Here is a 16,488-nt window from a genome sequence, read left to right as displayed (position 1 = left end):
GCCGGGAAAACGATCTAGTTCAATCGAGCCGGGGATCTGTTAGCCGAGGCGCGGGTCCTTGCAGTTGTTGGATTGAGAGAATTCCGGAGGTACCCGCTCCTGCCCCCATATCTTGTGACCGGCCCTTCGCGGGTTGGCCCTGAAATGTTCATTACGTTCTTCAAAGTAGCGGTCGATCGCGGCTCTCGCCTCCTCCGCTGACTGATAGTTGCTGTTGTGAATGATGGCACGGGCCATGCCGCTGAACACCGATTCAATGACGTTGAGGAACTGCGCCCGCGCCGGAAGCGGCGCGATCATTACTGTAGGTCCGACGATACGACTGTTGTGATCTTCCATCACCCGGTTCAGCTCCTTGGAAATGTGCCACGAAGCTGCATCCCAAGAGAGATAGATGCATCGGCGGTCGCGATATTTCTCGACGAGCAGCTTCATCAAGCGGATCATCTCCGCGGTGTTCTTCTTATCACTGTAGAGATGCGTCACTTGATTCGACGAGAGCTCAAGCGCTGCGGTCAGCGTGACGGTCCCGCGCGACTTCTGCCATTGCTGGACAAGCGGCCGTTCGGCAGGCGCCGTGAGGGCGCGGCCCGGCTGGTGCTTGATGGCAAACGGACCGAACTCATCGATCGAGAAGAAGACTTCGTCCCCGGCAAGATTGCTCAATATCGACTTGATACGATCGAGCTTCTGGCAAAATTCGGGATCGCTCGAGGTCAACACGATGCGGGCTTTCCGCCACTTGTAACCGGAGGACTTTATGATCCTCCGGGCGATCTCCTCGCTGACCGGCTGTCCTTTTTGGCCGAGGACGCGGCACAGATCGGCGATCTTCCATGTGGTACGGTTGATGCCGAATTCGGCCGGCGGGCGGTGGAGCGTGTCGAACAGGGCTTTCTTCAGATATTCGTTATCAAATTTCCGGCGTCCACTCCGGCGCCGCGCGAACAGGGCGGTTACGCCGTCTTCCGCATAGACGCGAAGGCAGCGCCGCCAGGTCGTTGGGCTCAGTCCAATCTGCTTACAGACTGCGCTTTGGCGTACACCGAGCCAATAAGCCAGAAGGGCCATCGCCCGCCTGCGGTCGAGAACTCGCAGGCTGAGTAGATGCTCGATGACGATACGGCGATCTGACTCCTCAACAGAGCTTGACAGCTTGGCCTTCCAATACAGTGCAAGCTGTCCGGGCGGCTCGGCCGCAAACGTGGCAATCGCTCTCATGCCGTCGGGCCGGTCGCGTGCGCCTCTTCGTGAAAGGATGCTCGTAATTGTAGAAGGCGCCGGGACCTGGGACATGCCCCGCTTGCGAAGCTCACTCGCAATCCGGCGTCCGCCCCAGAGCGGATGGCGCGCGCGAACCGACAACACTTCCTCTTCGATCACTGCGGGTGTTTTCGTCGGGCTGCGGCGGGGCCGGCGCGAAAGATCTCGATAGCCGGCTGCGCCCATCGTGCGAACCCGCGTCAGCAGTTTGTAGGCGGTCTTGGGACTCACATCGAATTGACGGCAGAGAGACCGGATATTTGCGCCCGGCGAACTGGCCAGCGCGACGAACTCCTGTTTTGCTTCAATATCCGTCCTTGAAGTCCACGGCATCGCTCCTCTCCTATGGAAAGGGCATCGCTTTTGGCCGCCTACTTTAACTCGCCGCACCCACAGGCGAAACAGGAGAGCCCATGCCAAGCGCGACGGATCGTTACCCGAAGGGCAGAGTCCTGCGGCTCCGGAACGCCCGCGCACGGCGGCGCCGTACCCGATCGGCAGCCGCCGGGGCCGCCAAGTTGTTCGTTTGGACATGAGGCAATTACCAGAAAGCGTTCTGACATAGATCGTCGACCTGCGCGAACAGGATCATTTTCGATCTCGAGCCTGCAGGAGCAGCAGTTCGCGGCGGCCACCGACAAACTGATAAGCTTTCGTATGAAGCCTTATCAGTCGGCCGACTGACTCCGTTTCGCATTTCTATCGTGCTGATTTCGCCTCAAATGTCTGTTTGGTCGCGATTCCGTTGAAAAAGGTTGAAGTAGTTCAATGTATCTGGCGCCAGCCTTGACGAGACCGAGTGCTTTGCCGGCCGCTATGCGGGCTTGGGGATTTGCATCGGGATCAGCCTGGCCATCTTGCGAAGGTTCTGGGCGGTGGCTGCGAGGATGAACTCGTCATGCGCGCCGTTTGGGCCTCGTAAGCGTAGGCGGTCGAGCTTGAGAATGCGTTTAAGGTGTGCAAACAGCATCTCGACTTTCTTGCGGAGCCGACGCGAAGTGCGGCCCTCCCAGGATCGTGCTATGTCGCGCGCCATGTCGCGGGCACCTTCGTGAATAGAGCGCGGCACCTTACGGACCGAGTCCTTTGGGCAGCAGCGAGCCTTTAAGGCGCAACTTGCGCAATCGTGCTTGCTCGCCCGGTAGAGCATCGTCGCGCCATCGTTCACCAGTGTTCCGGTCGTGGTCAGCATCTTGCCGCCGGGACAGGTATAGATGTCGCCGGCTTGATCGTAGGTGAAATCCTCGCGCGAGAAGGTACCGTCTTTGCGAGCCGACTTGTCGAATACCGTTACGTGCGGCTCGATGCCGTGCTTATAGACGAGCCAGCCGAGCATCTCGGCCGAGCCGTAGGCGCTGTCACCCATGAGCTTGCCCGGATAGAGGTCGAACTGTTCGAGTGAGCGCTCAATCATGCGCTTGGCGGCCAATACCTCCGCCTGCCGGATTGCCGTGGTCGCCTCCACATCGACGATGATGGCGTTCTCGACATCGATCAGATAGTTCGTGGAGTAGGCAAAGAAAGCTTGGCCGCCGTGTGCCCCGGTCCAGCGCGCGGCCGGATCGGAGGGCGATACAAACTTGGGCGGTGACCTCGGTCGCAGCACCGAACGCGGCATCATCAAGAACAGCAAGATACTCGTCGATTGCCCGGCCCGCGGCCTCCGGTGGAAGCCCCTTATCGCCTCGATCCCCTTCTGCCGATTGGCATCCGCCTTGATCAGGCTCGCATCAACTGCGAACCCTTCGCCGCCAACCAGGCGCTCCCGCATGCAGCGGCGCAAGACAGTCTCGAACACGCGACGGAAAAGATCGCTCTCTCGGAATCGGCCATGCCTGTTTTTGGAGAACGTCGAGTGATCAGGGACAGCACCGTCCAGACCCAGCCGGCAAAACCAGCGGTATGCCAGATTGAGGTGGACTTCGTCACAGAGGCGTCGTTCCGATCGTATGCCGAAGCAATAGCCGATTAGGAGCATCCTGATCATCAGCTCCGGATCGATCGATGGTTCCGATGTTGCTGTAGAACGGCGTCAGCTCCCGCCGCAGGTCTTCAAGCTCCACGAACCTATCGATCGACCGGAGCAGGTGGTCGGCCGGAATATGCCTTTCGAGTGAGAACTCATAGAACAGCGCAGCTTGTTCGACTTGCCGATGCCCCATCATGACCTTCAGCCCTGCCAATTAGACAGACTGAAACACTGATATCTCTGCGCCGCAACAGCCGCCTTTTTCAACGGAATCTCGCGAAAGCGGACATCGAAGTCCCTGACCAGAATATCAGCTAGTCACGTGAATCTAAAGTTCGCCACATAAAGTCTGCTGAGCTTTGTGACAGAAGCGTTTGACAGAAGCCAAGATCTGGTCTGCGGACTTGGTCCATTTGAAGGGCTTCGGGTTGTTGTTGTGCCGTTCGATGAAGGTACGGATGTCGGCCTCGAGCTGTCTGACGGAGGTGTGAACACCTCGCTGGATTTGCTTTCTGGTGAGCTCAGCGAACCAGCGCTCGATCTGATTGATCCATGACGCAGAAGTCGGCGTGAAGTGAACATGATAGTGTGGCCGGCGAGCGAGCCACGCTTTGATCTTGGGCGTCTTGTGGGTGGCGTAGTTGTCCATGACGATATGGACAGCGAGCCCCTCAGGAATTTGAGCGTCGATCTCTTTGAGGAACTTCAAGAACTCGACCGCCCGATGGCGCTTGTAGCATTTGCCAATGACAAACCCGGAAGCGACGTCGAGCGCGGCAAAAAGCGTGGTCGTGCCATGCCGCACGTAGCTGTGCGTGCGACGTTCCGGTACGCCAGGCATCATCGGCAAGACCGGTTGCTCGCGATCGCGTGCTTGTATTTGACTCTTTTCATCAACGCTGAGGACATCGGCTCGGTTCGGTGGGGACAGGTAAAGCCCGACAATATCGCGCACCTTGTCGACGAATAGGGGATCGCTCGACAGTTTAAATGTCTGGCTGCGGTGCGGCTGCAAGCCGAACGCCGTCCACATTCGACGGATCGTAGTGTGAGAAAAGCCAGTTTCCGCAGCCATCGAGCGGATCGACCAGTGCGTCGCGTCGGGCGGCGTTGTACGCAATGTCCGCTCGATTACCTCAGCAACCTGATCGTCGTTGATGGTTCGAGGGCGGCCAGGGCGGGCTTCGTCAAGCAGGCCATCACAGCGATCCTTCAAGAATCGGCGGCGCCACTTGCCAACGGTGTGTTCATGGATGCCAAGTTCGGCAGCCACAGATTTGCTTGGCAAGCCATCTGCGCACCGTAGGATCGCGCGGCACCGCTCAGATAGCGACCGGGCCACACGATAACGACGAACCTGCCTCTCTAAATATGCTCGCTCTTGCGGACTCAGCACCAACGGCTCGATTGGCCGGCCTCTAACACCTGCATTCGCCACAAGCGCTCTCCTCTACAGAGAATCGAGCCATCATATAATGTGACGAACTTGCGTTCCAGATGACTAGGGGCCAATGGACTAAACCGCTCGCGCGGTAGGACGCTGCGGCGGGCGACACAACAGGAGGATAGCGCGACGGGGCGTCCTGTCTTGAGATGAGGGGTTCGCAACCTTCACCCAAGACAAGAGCATCCCCATGACCGACGAGGCAGTGAGCCCGCTGCGCCGGCGCATGATCGAAGACATGACGATCCGCAAGTTCGCGCCGAAGACCCAACATGACTATGTGCAAAGGGTCAAGAACTTCGCGGCGTTCCTCGGGCGATCGCCGGATACGGCGACCTTTGAGGACGTGCGCCGCTACCAACTGCATCTGGCGGCGAGCGGCGTTGGCGTGCCGACCATCAATCAGACCGTCTCGACCCTGCGGTTCTTTTCAAGGTCACGCTGAAGCGCCACGAGATTGTCGAGCACACCCATGTCGTTCACGAGCCGCGCAAGCTGCCGGTGGTGCTCAGCGTCGAGGAGGTGGCGCGGCTGCTCGATGCCGCGCCGGGACTAAAGTACAAGGTGGCGCTGGGCGTGGCCTATGGCGCCGGCCTGCGCGCCGCCGAGGTGGTCTCGCTCAACGTCGCCGACATCGACAGCAGGCGCATGCTCATCCGCGTCGAGCAGGGCAAAGGCGGCAAGGACCGCAACGTGATGCTGTCGCCACGCCCGCTCGAGTTGCTGCGGACCTAGTGGAAGGCGGCGCGGCCGCAGGGCTAGCTGTTCCCGGGCCGCGATCCGGCGCAGCCGATGACCACGCGCCGGCACAACCGCGCCTGTCACGCCCGCGGCCCAAAGGGCCGGGATCAGCAAACGCGTCTCGCTGCACACCTTGCGGCACAGCTTTGCCACCCACCTGCTCGAGCAGAACATACCTTGTCGGTGTTCGCGATCCATTCAAGCACGAAGCGGAAATAGCCGATCATGACCTTTTCCTCATCCATTTCATCGAACACGATTAGGTTGCAGCATCCGGGTCGTGTCGTATTTCAATAATGCGAATGTTTTCTCAAAATACACGGCTTGCGTCCCCTATCCAAAGACGAGGATATCGGGTGCAGCTTTCGGGTTGGCTCCTTCGCGTTCAGACAAAGGTCACTGCAGAAAGCGAATGCGGGCTCTGACCTGCTGACTGCTGGGTTGGAAACGTACGGAGACGTAGCGTCTCCTGTCTGATCGAGCTACAACTCCAGTTCATTCGAGTGGCTCCTGTGACCCGCGGCATTCGGCCATTACCCCTGCTTGCATGCCCGCTTTCACGAGCAGGGGGCTGAGGCTTTGCCGCTGAGGCAAACTACGCAGCCTCTGTCGACCGCAAGTTGGCGGCGGGCCCGCCAGCCCCGGTTCACCGTCGGCGGCCGATGACAGGGCGCACTAACATGAGCACTGGCAGCCTCGATACCAATGAACTGAAGTTCGCGGCCGATTGACCGCTCACGCCGACGCTTTCCCGCGGTCAACGGCGGATGCTGAAGCGGTCGGTAACTGGCTGCTCCGTGCAGGACAATTAACTTTCGGCGAGACCGTGTAGCTTGCTTCGTTCAGCGCCAGCTGTTCTGCCGCACGTCCTTGGCCCGACTGCCGAAGTCCTGCGACACGAATGCAACAACCTCGAAGGGCTGCGCATAGAAACCGTTGCAGAAGCCACGATCGTTTCGGCCAAGCAGTCGGCGCCCAAGTCGAAAAGCGGATAGCGCGCCAAGGCGCAACCAACGGCGTTAACTGCCCGGGCACGCCACCGCCCAGGTTCTCGCCGTGGCACTCACGGCAGTCCTGATATGTCGGGATATTGCTAACACCTAAGACGGGCCATCGGAGCAAAAAAGCTGACCTTGCGGAAGTCTATCTCGGGCAGCCGGTCCGAGTTCCCGTTCGGATCTTGGCCGTTCAAGAACACGCTTCCAGGCAAGTCTGTGAGTAGCCAGGACCGGTTCGGTCTTAGGCCGCGATCGCTGCCGCTCATAACGGTTTAGTTTCCAGGCAGGCCCCCAGCAAATCAACGACTTAGTCGGTGTTACAGCATAGCCCTGCTTACCCCCCGCTCCAGAAACGCACCGCTCTGTCTCGCGTTTCCGTATGTCAACGGCAGCCAAACCATGATCTGATCACGATCTGAGCTTCTCAACGGTAGATTGGCGGCCCTTCGCACGAAAACATACGGAATATCCCGTGCTTCTTTCATCGAACGGCCCGTCAACGGTCCAGCACGTTTCGCAAAGATCGCAACAGCTCACCCTCCCTAACAACATAACGAGCAATTTCGAGGCTTCTGCGCAAACGTCATGTGGAAACCGAGGTCTCACCTGATGAACACCAATGCATCCTCAAGGAGCCCGACATGAGCAATACGCTTACTCAAGCACGCGATGGGTTGAGCCGACTTAATGCGATCCACCTTTTGACCTTCAGCATGCTGTTGATCCTCCCTGCAACTTCCGGCGCGCAACAGCTCCCACCGATTGCCGAGCAAATGGCCAAGACCTACGGCCTTGATTCGTTTGGGCAAATCGAGGCCATCCGCTACACTTGGGATGCGGAGCTTCCCGGTGTCAAAATCTATCGCAGGTGGGAATGGAGTCCGAAAACCGACACGGTCTCCTACGAGGGGAAAGATAAGCAAGGCAATCCAGTAAAGGCTAGCTATCAGCGCTCGCAGCTCAGCAGCCAAAGCGATGCCATAAAGAACGAAATCGATCCGGCATTCGTCAACGATCAGTATTGGTTGCTGCTCCCGCTCCATGTCGTATGGGATGGCCCGACTGTGACCGATGAGGGCATGCACAAGCTACCCCTTGGTGATGCTTCCGCTGAACGGGTCGTGGTGAAATACCCCTCTGAGGGCGGCTACCAGCCCGGCGATACCTGGGAGCTCTACCTTGGCGCCGACAAGCGAATAGTAGAGCTCGCCTACCACCGCGGCGGATCCAATCCGCCGATCGTGATCGCGACATGGGCGGACTATAAGAAGGCTGGCCCACTCCTTTTCTCGACGGAGCACCGCGGGACACGCGACGGAAAGCCCCTGCGGATTTCCTTTTTGGATGTGTCAGTTAAAGTGACGGGATCAGAGAACTGGATCAACGCGCAATGAACAGGGGAAGGGTTCATTCGAGCGACTGATTGTGTGCTTCACAAATCAGTCGCGGTGCTTCCTGACCCAGTCGCTCGCCAGAGCGGTTAGGCGCGGCATCGAAGTTTTTGACGCCGGCTCAGCGTAATGGCCGCATGCTCTACTGCGTAGTAGCCTGGTAGGCGCACCGTCAATTACCCGCGGCGGTGCCGCCTAACCGACACGCAGAGTACTTTTCAATTCTTTGGAGCACGCGCATATGCCCGATAATCCCTTTACCAATGTTTGGCAGTTCCTGACCGCCTTTACCGGTGACTATCTCCGTCTGGGAAACTGGCGCTTTCTGATCCTGGCACTGTTCTGGGCCCTACTGCTCACCAGCATTGCAGTGGCGTTCCAGAATTGGCGGGAGGATCCGGCGCAACGTTCCGGCCGACACATTGGAATCTGGCTGGTCCGAGTCCTGATCGGCTGCATGTGGTTCCAGGGAATGTTGTGGAAACTGCCGCTGCCCGTGTCCGACGGTCTGCAATACTGGACGGAGCAGGAATCGACGAGCGCCGCGTTCGAGTTTCACCGCACGTTTATTAAGGACATCGTGTTACCTCACATGACGATCTTTGGGCCAATTGTCTTTCTTGCCGAGCTGGTCTTCGCTGCATCGATGATGCTCGGGCTTGCGGTGCGGTTCGTGGCCGTGCTGGCCATCGCGTATACGTTGCAGCTCTGGCTCGGCCTCTATGGCAATTCGTCGGAGTGGCCCTGGACGTACATGTTCCTGGCCCTGCTGATGTTCCTATTTGCGCTCGAGGGCGCCGGCCGGAGTCTCGGCTTCGATGCTTGGTTGCGCCGCAAGGTGCCCGCCGTGCGCGACGGCAAGGGCTTCATCGGCTGGTTCTTTAACAGGGCGGGTTAGGTCGTACCGTTATGCATGGGAGACGAACAGATGATCGCCCTGGTCCGCGCAGTGACGCTTCTTGTGGGCTGGGGCGCAACCTGTGGACACGCCGCTGACATTGGCTATCTGGGTCCGCCAGGAGTCCCTGCGAAGGAGTTTCCCTCACCTCAGCGCGCAGTTGCGCAGATCGTCAGCCCAAGCCGTGCCGCCGAGGAGCGCCGCGATTCACTGAATGAGGCGGGTGAGCTCGCCCGCCTGCTTGAACTCAAGCCAGGCATGACAGTTGGCGACATTGGTGCCGGCGCTGGCTACCACGCGGTCCGTCTCTCCCGTCTCGTCGGTCCCACCGGCTCCGTCATCGCCCAGGACGTTACGCGAAGTTACCTCATCGCGCTCGCTAGGCGAACGCATCGTCTGAAGCTGACAAACGTCAAATTCGCGCTCGGCAAACCACACGACCCACGCCTGCCCGCTGCATCGCTCGATGTCGCGATCCTCGTGCACATGTATCACGAGATCGCCCAACCCTATGCCTTTATGTACAATCTCGCGCCCGCCTTGAAGCCTGGCGCGCAGGTCGGCATTGTCGATCTTGAGCTTCCGACGTCGGAGCACGGCACACCAATTGAACTCCTGCGTTGCGAACTGTCCGCCGTCGGCTATCGCGAGATCGCCACGCATCAGCTTGCGGGTGATAGTGGATATCTCGCAGTGTTTTCGCCACCGGGGCAAGCTGGACGGAAATCGCCCGGCGACATCGTTGCTTGCACCGATCGTGCCGGTACGCGCTGACCACCAACCTTTATTGTTCGCGAGGTGTTCTCAGCTCAAGCGCGAGGCGAACGAACGTCGTCGAAATGGACCAGGCTGCCTTGACGCCGGCGATGAGATTGCCGGAGACCTTCGATACGCCCCCGATCCGGCGCCGCTGCCCAATGGCAATTTCCTGTGCCGGAAGGCGGGCGGCCGCGACCCGCATCAGCATTTCCAGGTTCCAGCCATATGTCTTTTCCTTCATGCCGAGACGTCTGAGTTCATCCCGGCGGATGGCACGAAACGGCGACAGATCGCTGAAGCTTGCGCCATAGAAGAGGCGCAAGAGGAGCCCGCCAACATGGCCGGCGACGACCTGCTGTGGCGCGAGGCTGCCCGGCTCGCGTGCCCCACGGATACGTGAGCCGAGAACGAAGACGGCCCGCCCCGCGATGATCGGCGACAGCAGCTCAGGAATGAATTCGGCGGGATCGCTGCCGTCGCCATCGAGGAAGACGAGAATGTCGGCATCGTTGCGCGCAGCGGCGATGCCTGCCTGGATGGCGCGACCGTAGCCGCGCCGCGGCTCGATGATCACCCGAGCTCCGGCGGCCTTGGCCCGCTCAGTCGTGCGGTCCCGTGAGCCCCCGTCGACGACGACGACTTCGCTCACATTCTGCGCCAGCACCGCGGCCACGACCCGACCAATTGCTGTTTCCTCGTCGAGACACGGAATGATCGCCGAGACGACCGGCGAGCGGCTTGGTACGCCGATCTCTGTCATCTCGTTCACAGGCTCCAGCGCAGGCCGCAATTGGCACAAGCTTTGGGAGGCTTGTCTGACAGCAGCGCCGCACGAAAGTCCCGATAGACAGGCCCGTTCCAGATGTCTTGCAGCGACTGGTGCCCCGCATGGCCGAGCGTATAGTTGTCATAGCCGTGCTGCGAAAACGGCGCGATACAGCACGGCAAGACCCGGCCGTTGGCCGTGAAATACATCAGCGACCATGGACGCCGGCACAACGACCACGGCGAACCGTTGACGTCGCCCTTCAAACTCAACTCCGGCTCGCTTGCTGCGCCCGACGCACTGAAGGTTACGCCAAGGGAGCGCGCGAGTTCCTCAGCCTGTTTCAGATAGACCACTTCCTCTTGTGTCAGGCGTTCGAACAGGGCCTGATCCGGACGAGCCTTGCCGATGGCCGATTCTGTGAAGAATACAAGCCGTTGCAGGTAGACCTCTCTGACGCCGATCTCGGCTGCAACTTTCACAAAGTCCGGGAGTTCCGCGACAGTCTCCTTTAGGCCAGTGAGCCACACGGAAACCAGCGGCTTGGTATGTCCCTCTCTTTCCTGCAGTTCACGAAACGCGTGCACATTGCGGAGGATGCGGCCGAAATAATCCCTGCCGCGGATCGCCTTGAAGCTCTCGCGATTCGACGCGTCGAGCGACACACGTAACTCATCAAGCCCGGCATCGATCAGCGGACGCCCGTTACGCTCGCTGAGGACTGTTCCGTTGGTGTTGAACAGGACGTAAACGCCCCGCTCCTTCAGGTATCTGACCATTCGGGGCAGGTTCGCGACCAGCATCGGCTCGCCGACGCCGTGCAGCACCGTGCGCGCGAGGTCCGGAGCCTGATCGACAATCGACGTGAACAGGTCCCAACTCATGTCCGCCGGTGGCTCGAGCTCCTCGTAAGTGCGAGGACAGGTTGTGCAGAGCAGGTTACAGCGGTTGGTGACTTCCAGATAAAGACAGACCGGTGGCCGCTGGGCGACCTTGGTGCGCTCGCCCGCAACCGACTCGTGATATCGCCGCGGATCAAACGGCGCGCGAGCATCCTGCGAAGGGCTCATCGCGATGCCTCTGTATCTGCAATCCGCTGCATGCGGGCCCTCCAGGCCGTGAAGGCGCAGGCTAGAAAAAGACCCCCGAACAGAATCGATTTCGTCACCATTCTTGGAATGTAGAAATCCCAGTCGAGTTGCTCGGACAATAACAGCGCGCCAATCGACACGACCCATGTCGGCGCGGAGCCGCACAGGGCGGCGAACGGCGCGGTGACGAGAAAATACCAAGGATAGTTAGGCGACAACAACAGGAAGGTGATGAGTAACAGCATGTTGATGTCGGCAAGACGCGAGGCGATGGTGCGATCAGAGCTGCGGGCCACGGAGAACCCCTTGAACACGAGAACCAGCGCAGCCAGGACAACATAAGCAGCGAAGTCACCTTGACGTTCGCCAAACACAAGCCGCCAAAGCGATAGCAGCCAGAGATCGTTGCCGGCGCTGATGCCCTCTTCCGTCAGATAGCCATTGGTCAGGAATCCGAGAACTCCCCAGCCGACCGACAGATAGGGAAGATAACAAAGCGCGACGGTAGCGATCACGACGAGCAGCATTTTGAGATCCCAAGGGCGCCAAATTCCAGCCAGCACCGGCGCCGCATACGGCTTGACCAGCACGGAAGAAGTGATCACGACGGCTCCGCGGAGAGCATGGCCGGTCAAGGCAATCCACAGGCCCAGCAGCATCAGCGCAACCATCAACGCGTCGACGTGGCCGTTGTTCGCAATCTCCCACAGCGGAAGTGGGTGCCAAAGATAGGCGACCACGCGTGTCAGCGGGCGGTTCATACGCCGCAACAGGAGCATGATCATTGTAACGGTAATTGCCTCGCACCCCAACAGCGCGAGGCGCATCACAGTCACGCTTTCACCGAACCGGGTGACGATGAGGAAGAAGAATTGCGCTACAGGGGGATATATGGTTACGGCCGTATCAGCCCGGTTGATGCGAGGAAAGATCATTCCGTCGCGCAGAAACGCCAGCGCCTCATCGGCTGGCATATGGCGATAGGGATTAATGCCAGCTGCCTGCACCTTGCCATCCCAGACATAGCGATAAATGTCACTGGACAGAAGCGGATCGAACAACAGCGCATAGACTCTCAGCGCAATCCCAAGTCCAAAGATAAGCCATAGCGCTCGATCAGGTGACGCGCGCTCGACCAGGCGTGTCGCTACGATCGTCAGCAGGCCCGCGGCGATGGTCAGAGCGATGAAGGCATTGTCGCCATAGGTCTCGAAGGCAAAGGGTGTCGCCAGGGTCAAGAGGACGAGGAGGGCACCAATGCTCGCCAACACGTGAAGCGGCGGCAAGTTGTTGGTGGAGCGCATCAGCCGACCGAGTCGAACCGCGATAGCCCCTGGCATCGCCGTCACGGACTTGGCTGCGGCGCGGCGTTGATAAAGGCCCGGCTCGCCGCGGCAAGTCCGCCGCCATGAAACCGGGTCGAATGACCGGCCAGCTCGTCCTGCAACCAACGCAACGTTTTAATGTCGTCGACGTCGTACCACTCCGGAAGCAACGTCGTGGCAAGTCCGATTTCGGCGGCGCGCTCGCATGTATTGCGAGCTACCGTTTCTGTTCCCCATGCGATCTGTGTGAACAGATGCTTGTGCGGATGCTTCAAACCGATGAGATAGTAGCCACCGTCGCTCGCTGGCCCGAGCACCATCCGGTCTCCGGGTTGGCGCAGCGTTTCAACAGCCTGAGCCAGCAAACGCGGCGGCAGGGTCGGGCTATCGCCATTGACGAGCACGACGCAGTCATGTCCGGCATCCAGCAGAGCACGCGTAGCGCCTAGCAACACGTGCTCTAGATCGTCGCCAGCCTGTAGCAACAGTCCGAACCCTGCCGGAAGCAGCTGCCGCATGATGTCTTCCGCGCCCGCTGGGGCATAGACGCCGTAGCCGCGCCTGCCGAGCGCCTCGGGTACCGCCTCGATTGCTGCCGCGACATCGCGCACAAAGCAGGCGGACAACTCTGATGCTGCAACTTCGCCAATGGCCGTCGCAAGCCGCGTCTTTGAGCGGCCGGGCTGCGGCGCCTTGCAAATGATCCCGATCGCCGCGACGCTCATCGCAGCCATGACTGGAGGCGATCGGCGGCGATCGCGATCAATTGAAGCGCTTCATGACTGCCGTCTTCCTCGCCCTTTTCGAAATCGCCGTCGACACGTCCCATTTGATTCGTCACATGGGCAAAACACACGACGGGCCTTTGTCGGACTTGCGCGAACGCGTAAAGCGCAGCAGCTTCCATTTCGACTGCTATCAGGTTCCGCTCGCGCATCGCGTCGATCGCCGGCTGGGTTTCACGGAATGGCGCGTCAGTCGTCCATGTCGCCCCGGTGAGCACCGGCACGGAGAATTGGTCGAAGGCGCCGTCGAGCGCCGAGATCAATCCGGCATCAGCATGCGAATAGTCGGACGCCGCCATGTAGTGATAGCTGGTACCTTCGTCGCGCAGCGCGCGTTCGATGGTGACGAAATAAGGCGGCGGGCGTACCGGCACGATCTGTCCGGAGGAGGTGACGCTGATCAGGAGTTTGCAGCCTGATGCGAACATTTCCTCGGCAATCAGCACCGCGAACGAGGCGCCGACGGCGCAGCCGACAATCCCAAAATCAATCCCGCCGCTGCTGAAAGTGTGGAGCTGGGTGTGGTAGCAGGCCCATGCCGGTTCAAGCCGGGCTTCACTACGGGCGATCAGGCTACGCACGATGTCGCCGTCAGGATCGAGCACGCAGACGTCAGGAATGCGGGAGTCCGTAATCCGCTTTTGCCTGCGCGCTTCGCGCAGCAGATTTTTCGGCGTGAATGCGGACGGCTGCGCGTAATGCTTTTGCGCGAGGATAGGCGGAACCCCGCCATCATTGATCGCCATGACTAGACAAACCTTGCCACGCTGTTGCCGGCTATTGGTAGCGTTCTCCCCGACAGCGGGCAAGCGCCGCCAAGGTCTCGCCGGCGTCACAAAAAAATGGATTTCCGGTGATGTAACGAGACGGCTTTGAAGAACGTAGTGACGATGGTCTGTACTGGCTGTTGGTACGGCAACGGCTTGCCAGACCGAATCTAGTCGTGTTGATCCGATGGCGCTGGTCGCGTAGCATCGGTCGCAAAGGGAGCGGATCGATACTTTCGAACTTGGTAGGCAACCACTAGGTGTCGAGGATCGTCATGAATCACGAGACCGCAGTTTCGAATGCCAAGGAAATCGCCGATCGCATTCTCGTACCGGCAGCCAGGCAAAACGACAAGGAAGCTCGATTTTCGTCCGAGGCAATCGCGGCGCTTGGTCCGGCGGGATTGTTGGGAGTCATTCTGCCCACTGAGGTAGGCGGCTCGGCTCTGGGACCCCGAACCCTGGCTGCCGTCATCACGACGCTCGCAGAGGCGGACGCATCTGTCGCGATGGTTTACCTGATGCACATGAGCGCTACCGCAATGATTGCGGCAGCCCGTCCGGGTGCCGCGGTCGCTCAGACGCTAAAGGATATTTCGGCCGGAAAACACCTGACGACCCTGGCATTCAGCGAAGCTGGATCGCGCAGCCACTTCTGGGCGCCCGTCTCGCGAGCGAAGCGAAACGCTGACAACGTGCGCCTCACGGCCAAGAAATCATGGGTGACAAGCGCCGGCCACGCGCAAAGCTACGTTGTTTCGGCGCTCGCCCCTGAAGGCAAGGGGCCAACGGATTCAACCCTTTATCTTGTCGCGAGAAGCGCGCCCGGACTGTCGGTCGCCGGTCCATGGGATGGTCTTGGGTTGCGCGCCAACGCGTCCGCGCCGATGACCCTCGATGATTGCGAGGTCGCAGCTGGTTTCCAGCTGACCGACGATGGTGCAGGGTTCAAGGCGATGCTCGAGGTCGTGCTTCCGCTATTCAACCTCGGAGCATCGGCGGTCGCGCTCGGTCTTTGCCGGGCCGCGGTGGCGGGGACCGCGGCGCACCTCAATGGCGCTCGCTTCGAGCATTTGGGACAGACCCTCGGCGAAAGTCTGCCGACCCTTCGGGCACAGCTTGCGACGATGCAGATCGACACCGATGGGCTTGCGGCGCGCATCGACGATCTCGTCGATCATCTTGAGCGCCCCCGAGACGCCACCATGTTGCGCGTGCTCGAGAGCAAGGCGGCCGCAGGTGATGTTGCCATCGCCGTTACCTCGGCGGCAATGCGGGTGTGCGGAGGCGCTGCGTTTTCCAAGCATCTGGCGATCGAGCGATTGTTCCGCGACGCCCATGCGGGCGCTGTCATGGCGCCAACGGGCGACGTTCTGCGTGAGTTCATCGGCAAAGCCGTTTTAGGAATACCCCTGTTCTGAGCGCGAGAAGCGAGATGCAATCATGAACCAGACGATCTGGGTAGGCGCCGTCGCCTATGATCCAAAGGTGGTTGGTATCTGGGAGGGCATGCGGCGGTACTTTGTCGAGGAAGCGGGTCTCCTCGTCGAGGTGGTGCTGTTTCAGAGCTACGAGGCGCAGGTCGCTGCGCTCCTGGCCTCGCCCGGCGATCGGCTGCCGCGCATCGACATCGGATGGAATACGAACCTCGCCTATATCCAGGCCGATGCCTGGAGCGACCATCGCTGCCGACCGATCGCGATGCGCGATACGGATGTGGGCTGGATGACCAAGCTTGTCGCGATCACCGGTGGACCCGTCGCTAAGCTCGCTGATGTTAAGACCCGCACCCTGGCACTCGGTAGTCGCGACAGCGGCCATGCGGCAATTCTGCCGGTTTACTTTCTGCAGCGCGAGGGACTGGTTGAGGGGAAAGACTACCGAACCTTGCGCTTCAACAGCGACCTCGGGAAACACGGAGACACGGGTACAAGCGAGTCCGATGTCGTTCGTGCGGTCCTCGACGGCCGCGCCGATGCCGGCGCAATTGGCAGCCCGTTCTGGAACGCCGTGCGTAGCGAGCGTCTCGTACCGGAAGGTGCGCTGACCGAGATCTGGACCTCGCCGCCTTATAATCACTGCATGTTCACCGCGCGATCGGATCTCGATCCCGCCTTGGAACAGCAATTTGCCAAAGCGCTATTCGGGATGAGTTATGATAACCCGACGCATCGTCCTGTGCTCGAAGCGGAAGGGCTGCGCCAATGGATAGCGCCGCAGCTTGAAGCATATGCCGAGTTGCGGGACGCCTCCGCCCAACAAGGCTTCTTAACGCGGCCGCTGGCCTAGCA

16 protein-coding genes and 1 pseudogene are annotated in these 16,488 nt (G+C 60.1%); 8 read left to right on the top strand and 9 right to left on the bottom strand.

Features of this window, described 5'->3' with window-relative positions; genetic code table 11:
• Positions 1 to 39 precede the first annotated feature (39 nt).
• From AC5ZG5_RS35945 to AC5ZG5_RS35930, 4 genes are all read right to left on the bottom strand, one after another.
• Positions 40 to 1,596, bottom strand: a complete 1,557-nt coding sequence (locus tag AC5ZG5_RS35945) for an IS630 family transposase (RefSeq protein ID WP_456646794.1) — start codon at positions 1,594 to 1,596, stop codon at positions 40 to 42.
• 481 nt (positions 1,597 to 2,077) lie between these two features.
• Positions 2,078 to 3,241 carry a transposase gene (locus AC5ZG5_RS35940; protein WP_496165500.1) on the bottom strand — a complete coding sequence of 388 codons (1,164 nt, stop codon included), beginning with the start codon at positions 3,239 to 3,241 and terminating at the stop codon, positions 2,078 to 2,080.
• Entirely contained in the window at positions 3,189 to 3,446 is a 258-nt protein-coding gene (locus AC5ZG5_RS35935; RefSeq protein WP_456646797.1) for a hypothetical protein, read from the bottom strand. The genes AC5ZG5_RS35940 and AC5ZG5_RS35935 overlap by 53 nt, the downstream gene beginning before the upstream one ends.
• A gap of 114 nt (positions 3,447 to 3,560) precedes the next feature.
• Complete coding sequence (locus AC5ZG5_RS35930) at positions 3,561 to 4,670, bottom strand: IS630 family transposase (protein ID WP_496165497.1); 1,110 nt, start codon at positions 4,668 to 4,670, stop codon at positions 3,561 to 3,563.
• Between the two features lie 196 nt (positions 4,671 to 4,866).
• Between AC5ZG5_RS35930 and AC5ZG5_RS35925 the strand changes: the two genes are divergently transcribed.
• The 6 genes and pseudogenes from AC5ZG5_RS35925 to AC5ZG5_RS35900 all read left to right on the top strand — a co-directional run bounded on the left by AC5ZG5_RS35925 (position 4,867) and on the right by AC5ZG5_RS35900 (position 9,478).
• Positions 4,867 to 5,121: a phage integrase N-terminal SAM-like domain-containing protein gene (locus tag AC5ZG5_RS35925; RefSeq protein ID WP_456646264.1), complete on the top strand. Its 255-nt coding sequence runs from the start codon at positions 4,867 to 4,869 to the stop codon at positions 5,119 to 5,121.
• Positions 5,122 to 5,177: 56 nt separating this feature from the next.
• Positions 5,178 to 5,411 carry a tyrosine-type recombinase/integrase gene (locus tag AC5ZG5_RS35920; protein WP_456646265.1) on the top strand — a complete coding sequence of 78 codons (234 nt, stop codon included), beginning with the start codon at positions 5,178 to 5,180 and terminating at the stop codon, positions 5,409 to 5,411.
• Positions 5,412 to 5,514: 103 nt separating this feature from the next.
• Positions 5,515 to 5,646, top strand: a pseudogene (locus tag AC5ZG5_RS35915) (tyrosine-type recombinase/integrase); the annotation flags it as partial.
• 1,410 nt (positions 5,647 to 7,056) lie between these two features.
• Positions 7,057 to 7,809, top strand: a complete 753-nt coding sequence (locus AC5ZG5_RS35910; protein ID WP_456646266.1) for a hypothetical protein — start codon at positions 7,057 to 7,059, stop codon at positions 7,807 to 7,809.
• A gap of 238 nt (positions 7,810 to 8,047) precedes the next feature.
• The gene (locus tag AC5ZG5_RS35905; RefSeq protein WP_456646267.1) at positions 8,048 to 8,704 is read left to right on the top strand and encodes a TQO small subunit DoxD; all 657 of its coding nucleotides are present in this window, start codon (positions 8,048 to 8,050) and stop codon (positions 8,702 to 8,704) included.
• 30 nt (positions 8,705 to 8,734) lie between these two features.
• Complete coding sequence (locus AC5ZG5_RS35900; RefSeq protein WP_456646268.1) at positions 8,735 to 9,478, top strand: class I SAM-dependent methyltransferase; 744 nt, start codon at positions 8,735 to 8,737, stop codon at positions 9,476 to 9,478.
• A gap of 10 nt (positions 9,479 to 9,488) precedes the next feature.
• Here AC5ZG5_RS35900 and AC5ZG5_RS35895 read toward each other — a convergent pair whose 3' ends face one another.
• Genes AC5ZG5_RS35895 through AC5ZG5_RS35875 form a run of 5 tightly spaced genes read right to left on the bottom strand, consistent with a single transcriptional unit; the run spans position 9,489 to position 14,176 of the window.
• Positions 9,489 to 10,223 carry a glycosyltransferase family 2 protein gene (locus AC5ZG5_RS35895; RefSeq protein WP_456646269.1) on the bottom strand — a complete coding sequence of 245 codons (735 nt, stop codon included), beginning with the start codon at positions 10,221 to 10,223 and terminating at the stop codon, positions 9,489 to 9,491.
• Positions 10,224 to 10,228: 5 nt separating this feature from the next.
• Positions 10,229 to 11,299: a radical SAM/SPASM domain-containing protein gene (locus AC5ZG5_RS35890; RefSeq protein WP_028168984.1), complete on the bottom strand. Its 1,071-nt coding sequence runs from the start codon at positions 11,297 to 11,299 to the stop codon at positions 10,229 to 10,231.
• Positions 11,296 to 12,624 (bottom strand): MptA/MptB family glycosyltransferase, encoded by a 1,329-nt coding sequence (locus AC5ZG5_RS35885; RefSeq protein ID WP_456646270.1) that lies wholly within the window; start codon positions 12,622 to 12,624, stop codon positions 11,296 to 11,298. The genes AC5ZG5_RS35890 and AC5ZG5_RS35885 overlap by 4 nt, the downstream gene beginning before the upstream one ends.
• Positions 12,625 to 12,665: 41 nt before the next feature.
• Positions 12,666 to 13,379, bottom strand: a complete 714-nt coding sequence (locus AC5ZG5_RS35880; RefSeq protein ID WP_035692816.1) for a TIGR04282 family arsenosugar biosynthesis glycosyltransferase — start codon at positions 13,377 to 13,379, stop codon at positions 12,666 to 12,668.
• Complete coding sequence (locus AC5ZG5_RS35875) at positions 13,367 to 14,176, bottom strand: nucleoside phosphorylase (protein WP_456646271.1); 810 nt, start codon at positions 14,174 to 14,176, stop codon at positions 13,367 to 13,369. The genes AC5ZG5_RS35880 and AC5ZG5_RS35875 overlap by 13 nt, the downstream gene beginning before the upstream one ends.
• Before the next feature lie 296 nt (positions 14,177 to 14,472).
• On the opposite strand from AC5ZG5_RS35875, the gene AC5ZG5_RS35870 reads away from it, so the two are divergent.
• Positions 14,473 to 15,618 carry an acyl-CoA dehydrogenase family protein gene (locus tag AC5ZG5_RS35870; protein ID WP_456646272.1) on the top strand — a complete coding sequence of 382 codons (1,146 nt, stop codon included), beginning with the start codon at positions 14,473 to 14,475 and terminating at the stop codon, positions 15,616 to 15,618.
• A 22-nt stretch (positions 15,619 to 15,640) separates the two neighbouring features.
• Positions 15,641 to 16,486 (top strand): phosphate/phosphite/phosphonate ABC transporter substrate-binding protein, encoded by an 846-nt coding sequence (locus AC5ZG5_RS35865; RefSeq protein WP_456646273.1) that lies wholly within the window; start codon positions 15,641 to 15,643, stop codon positions 16,484 to 16,486.
• Positions 16,487 to 16,488: the final 2 nt, after the last annotated feature.

Source organism: Bradyrhizobium sp. Ses1, from assembly GCF_059512365.1.
This window is presented reverse-complemented; position numbering and strand designations above follow the sequence as displayed.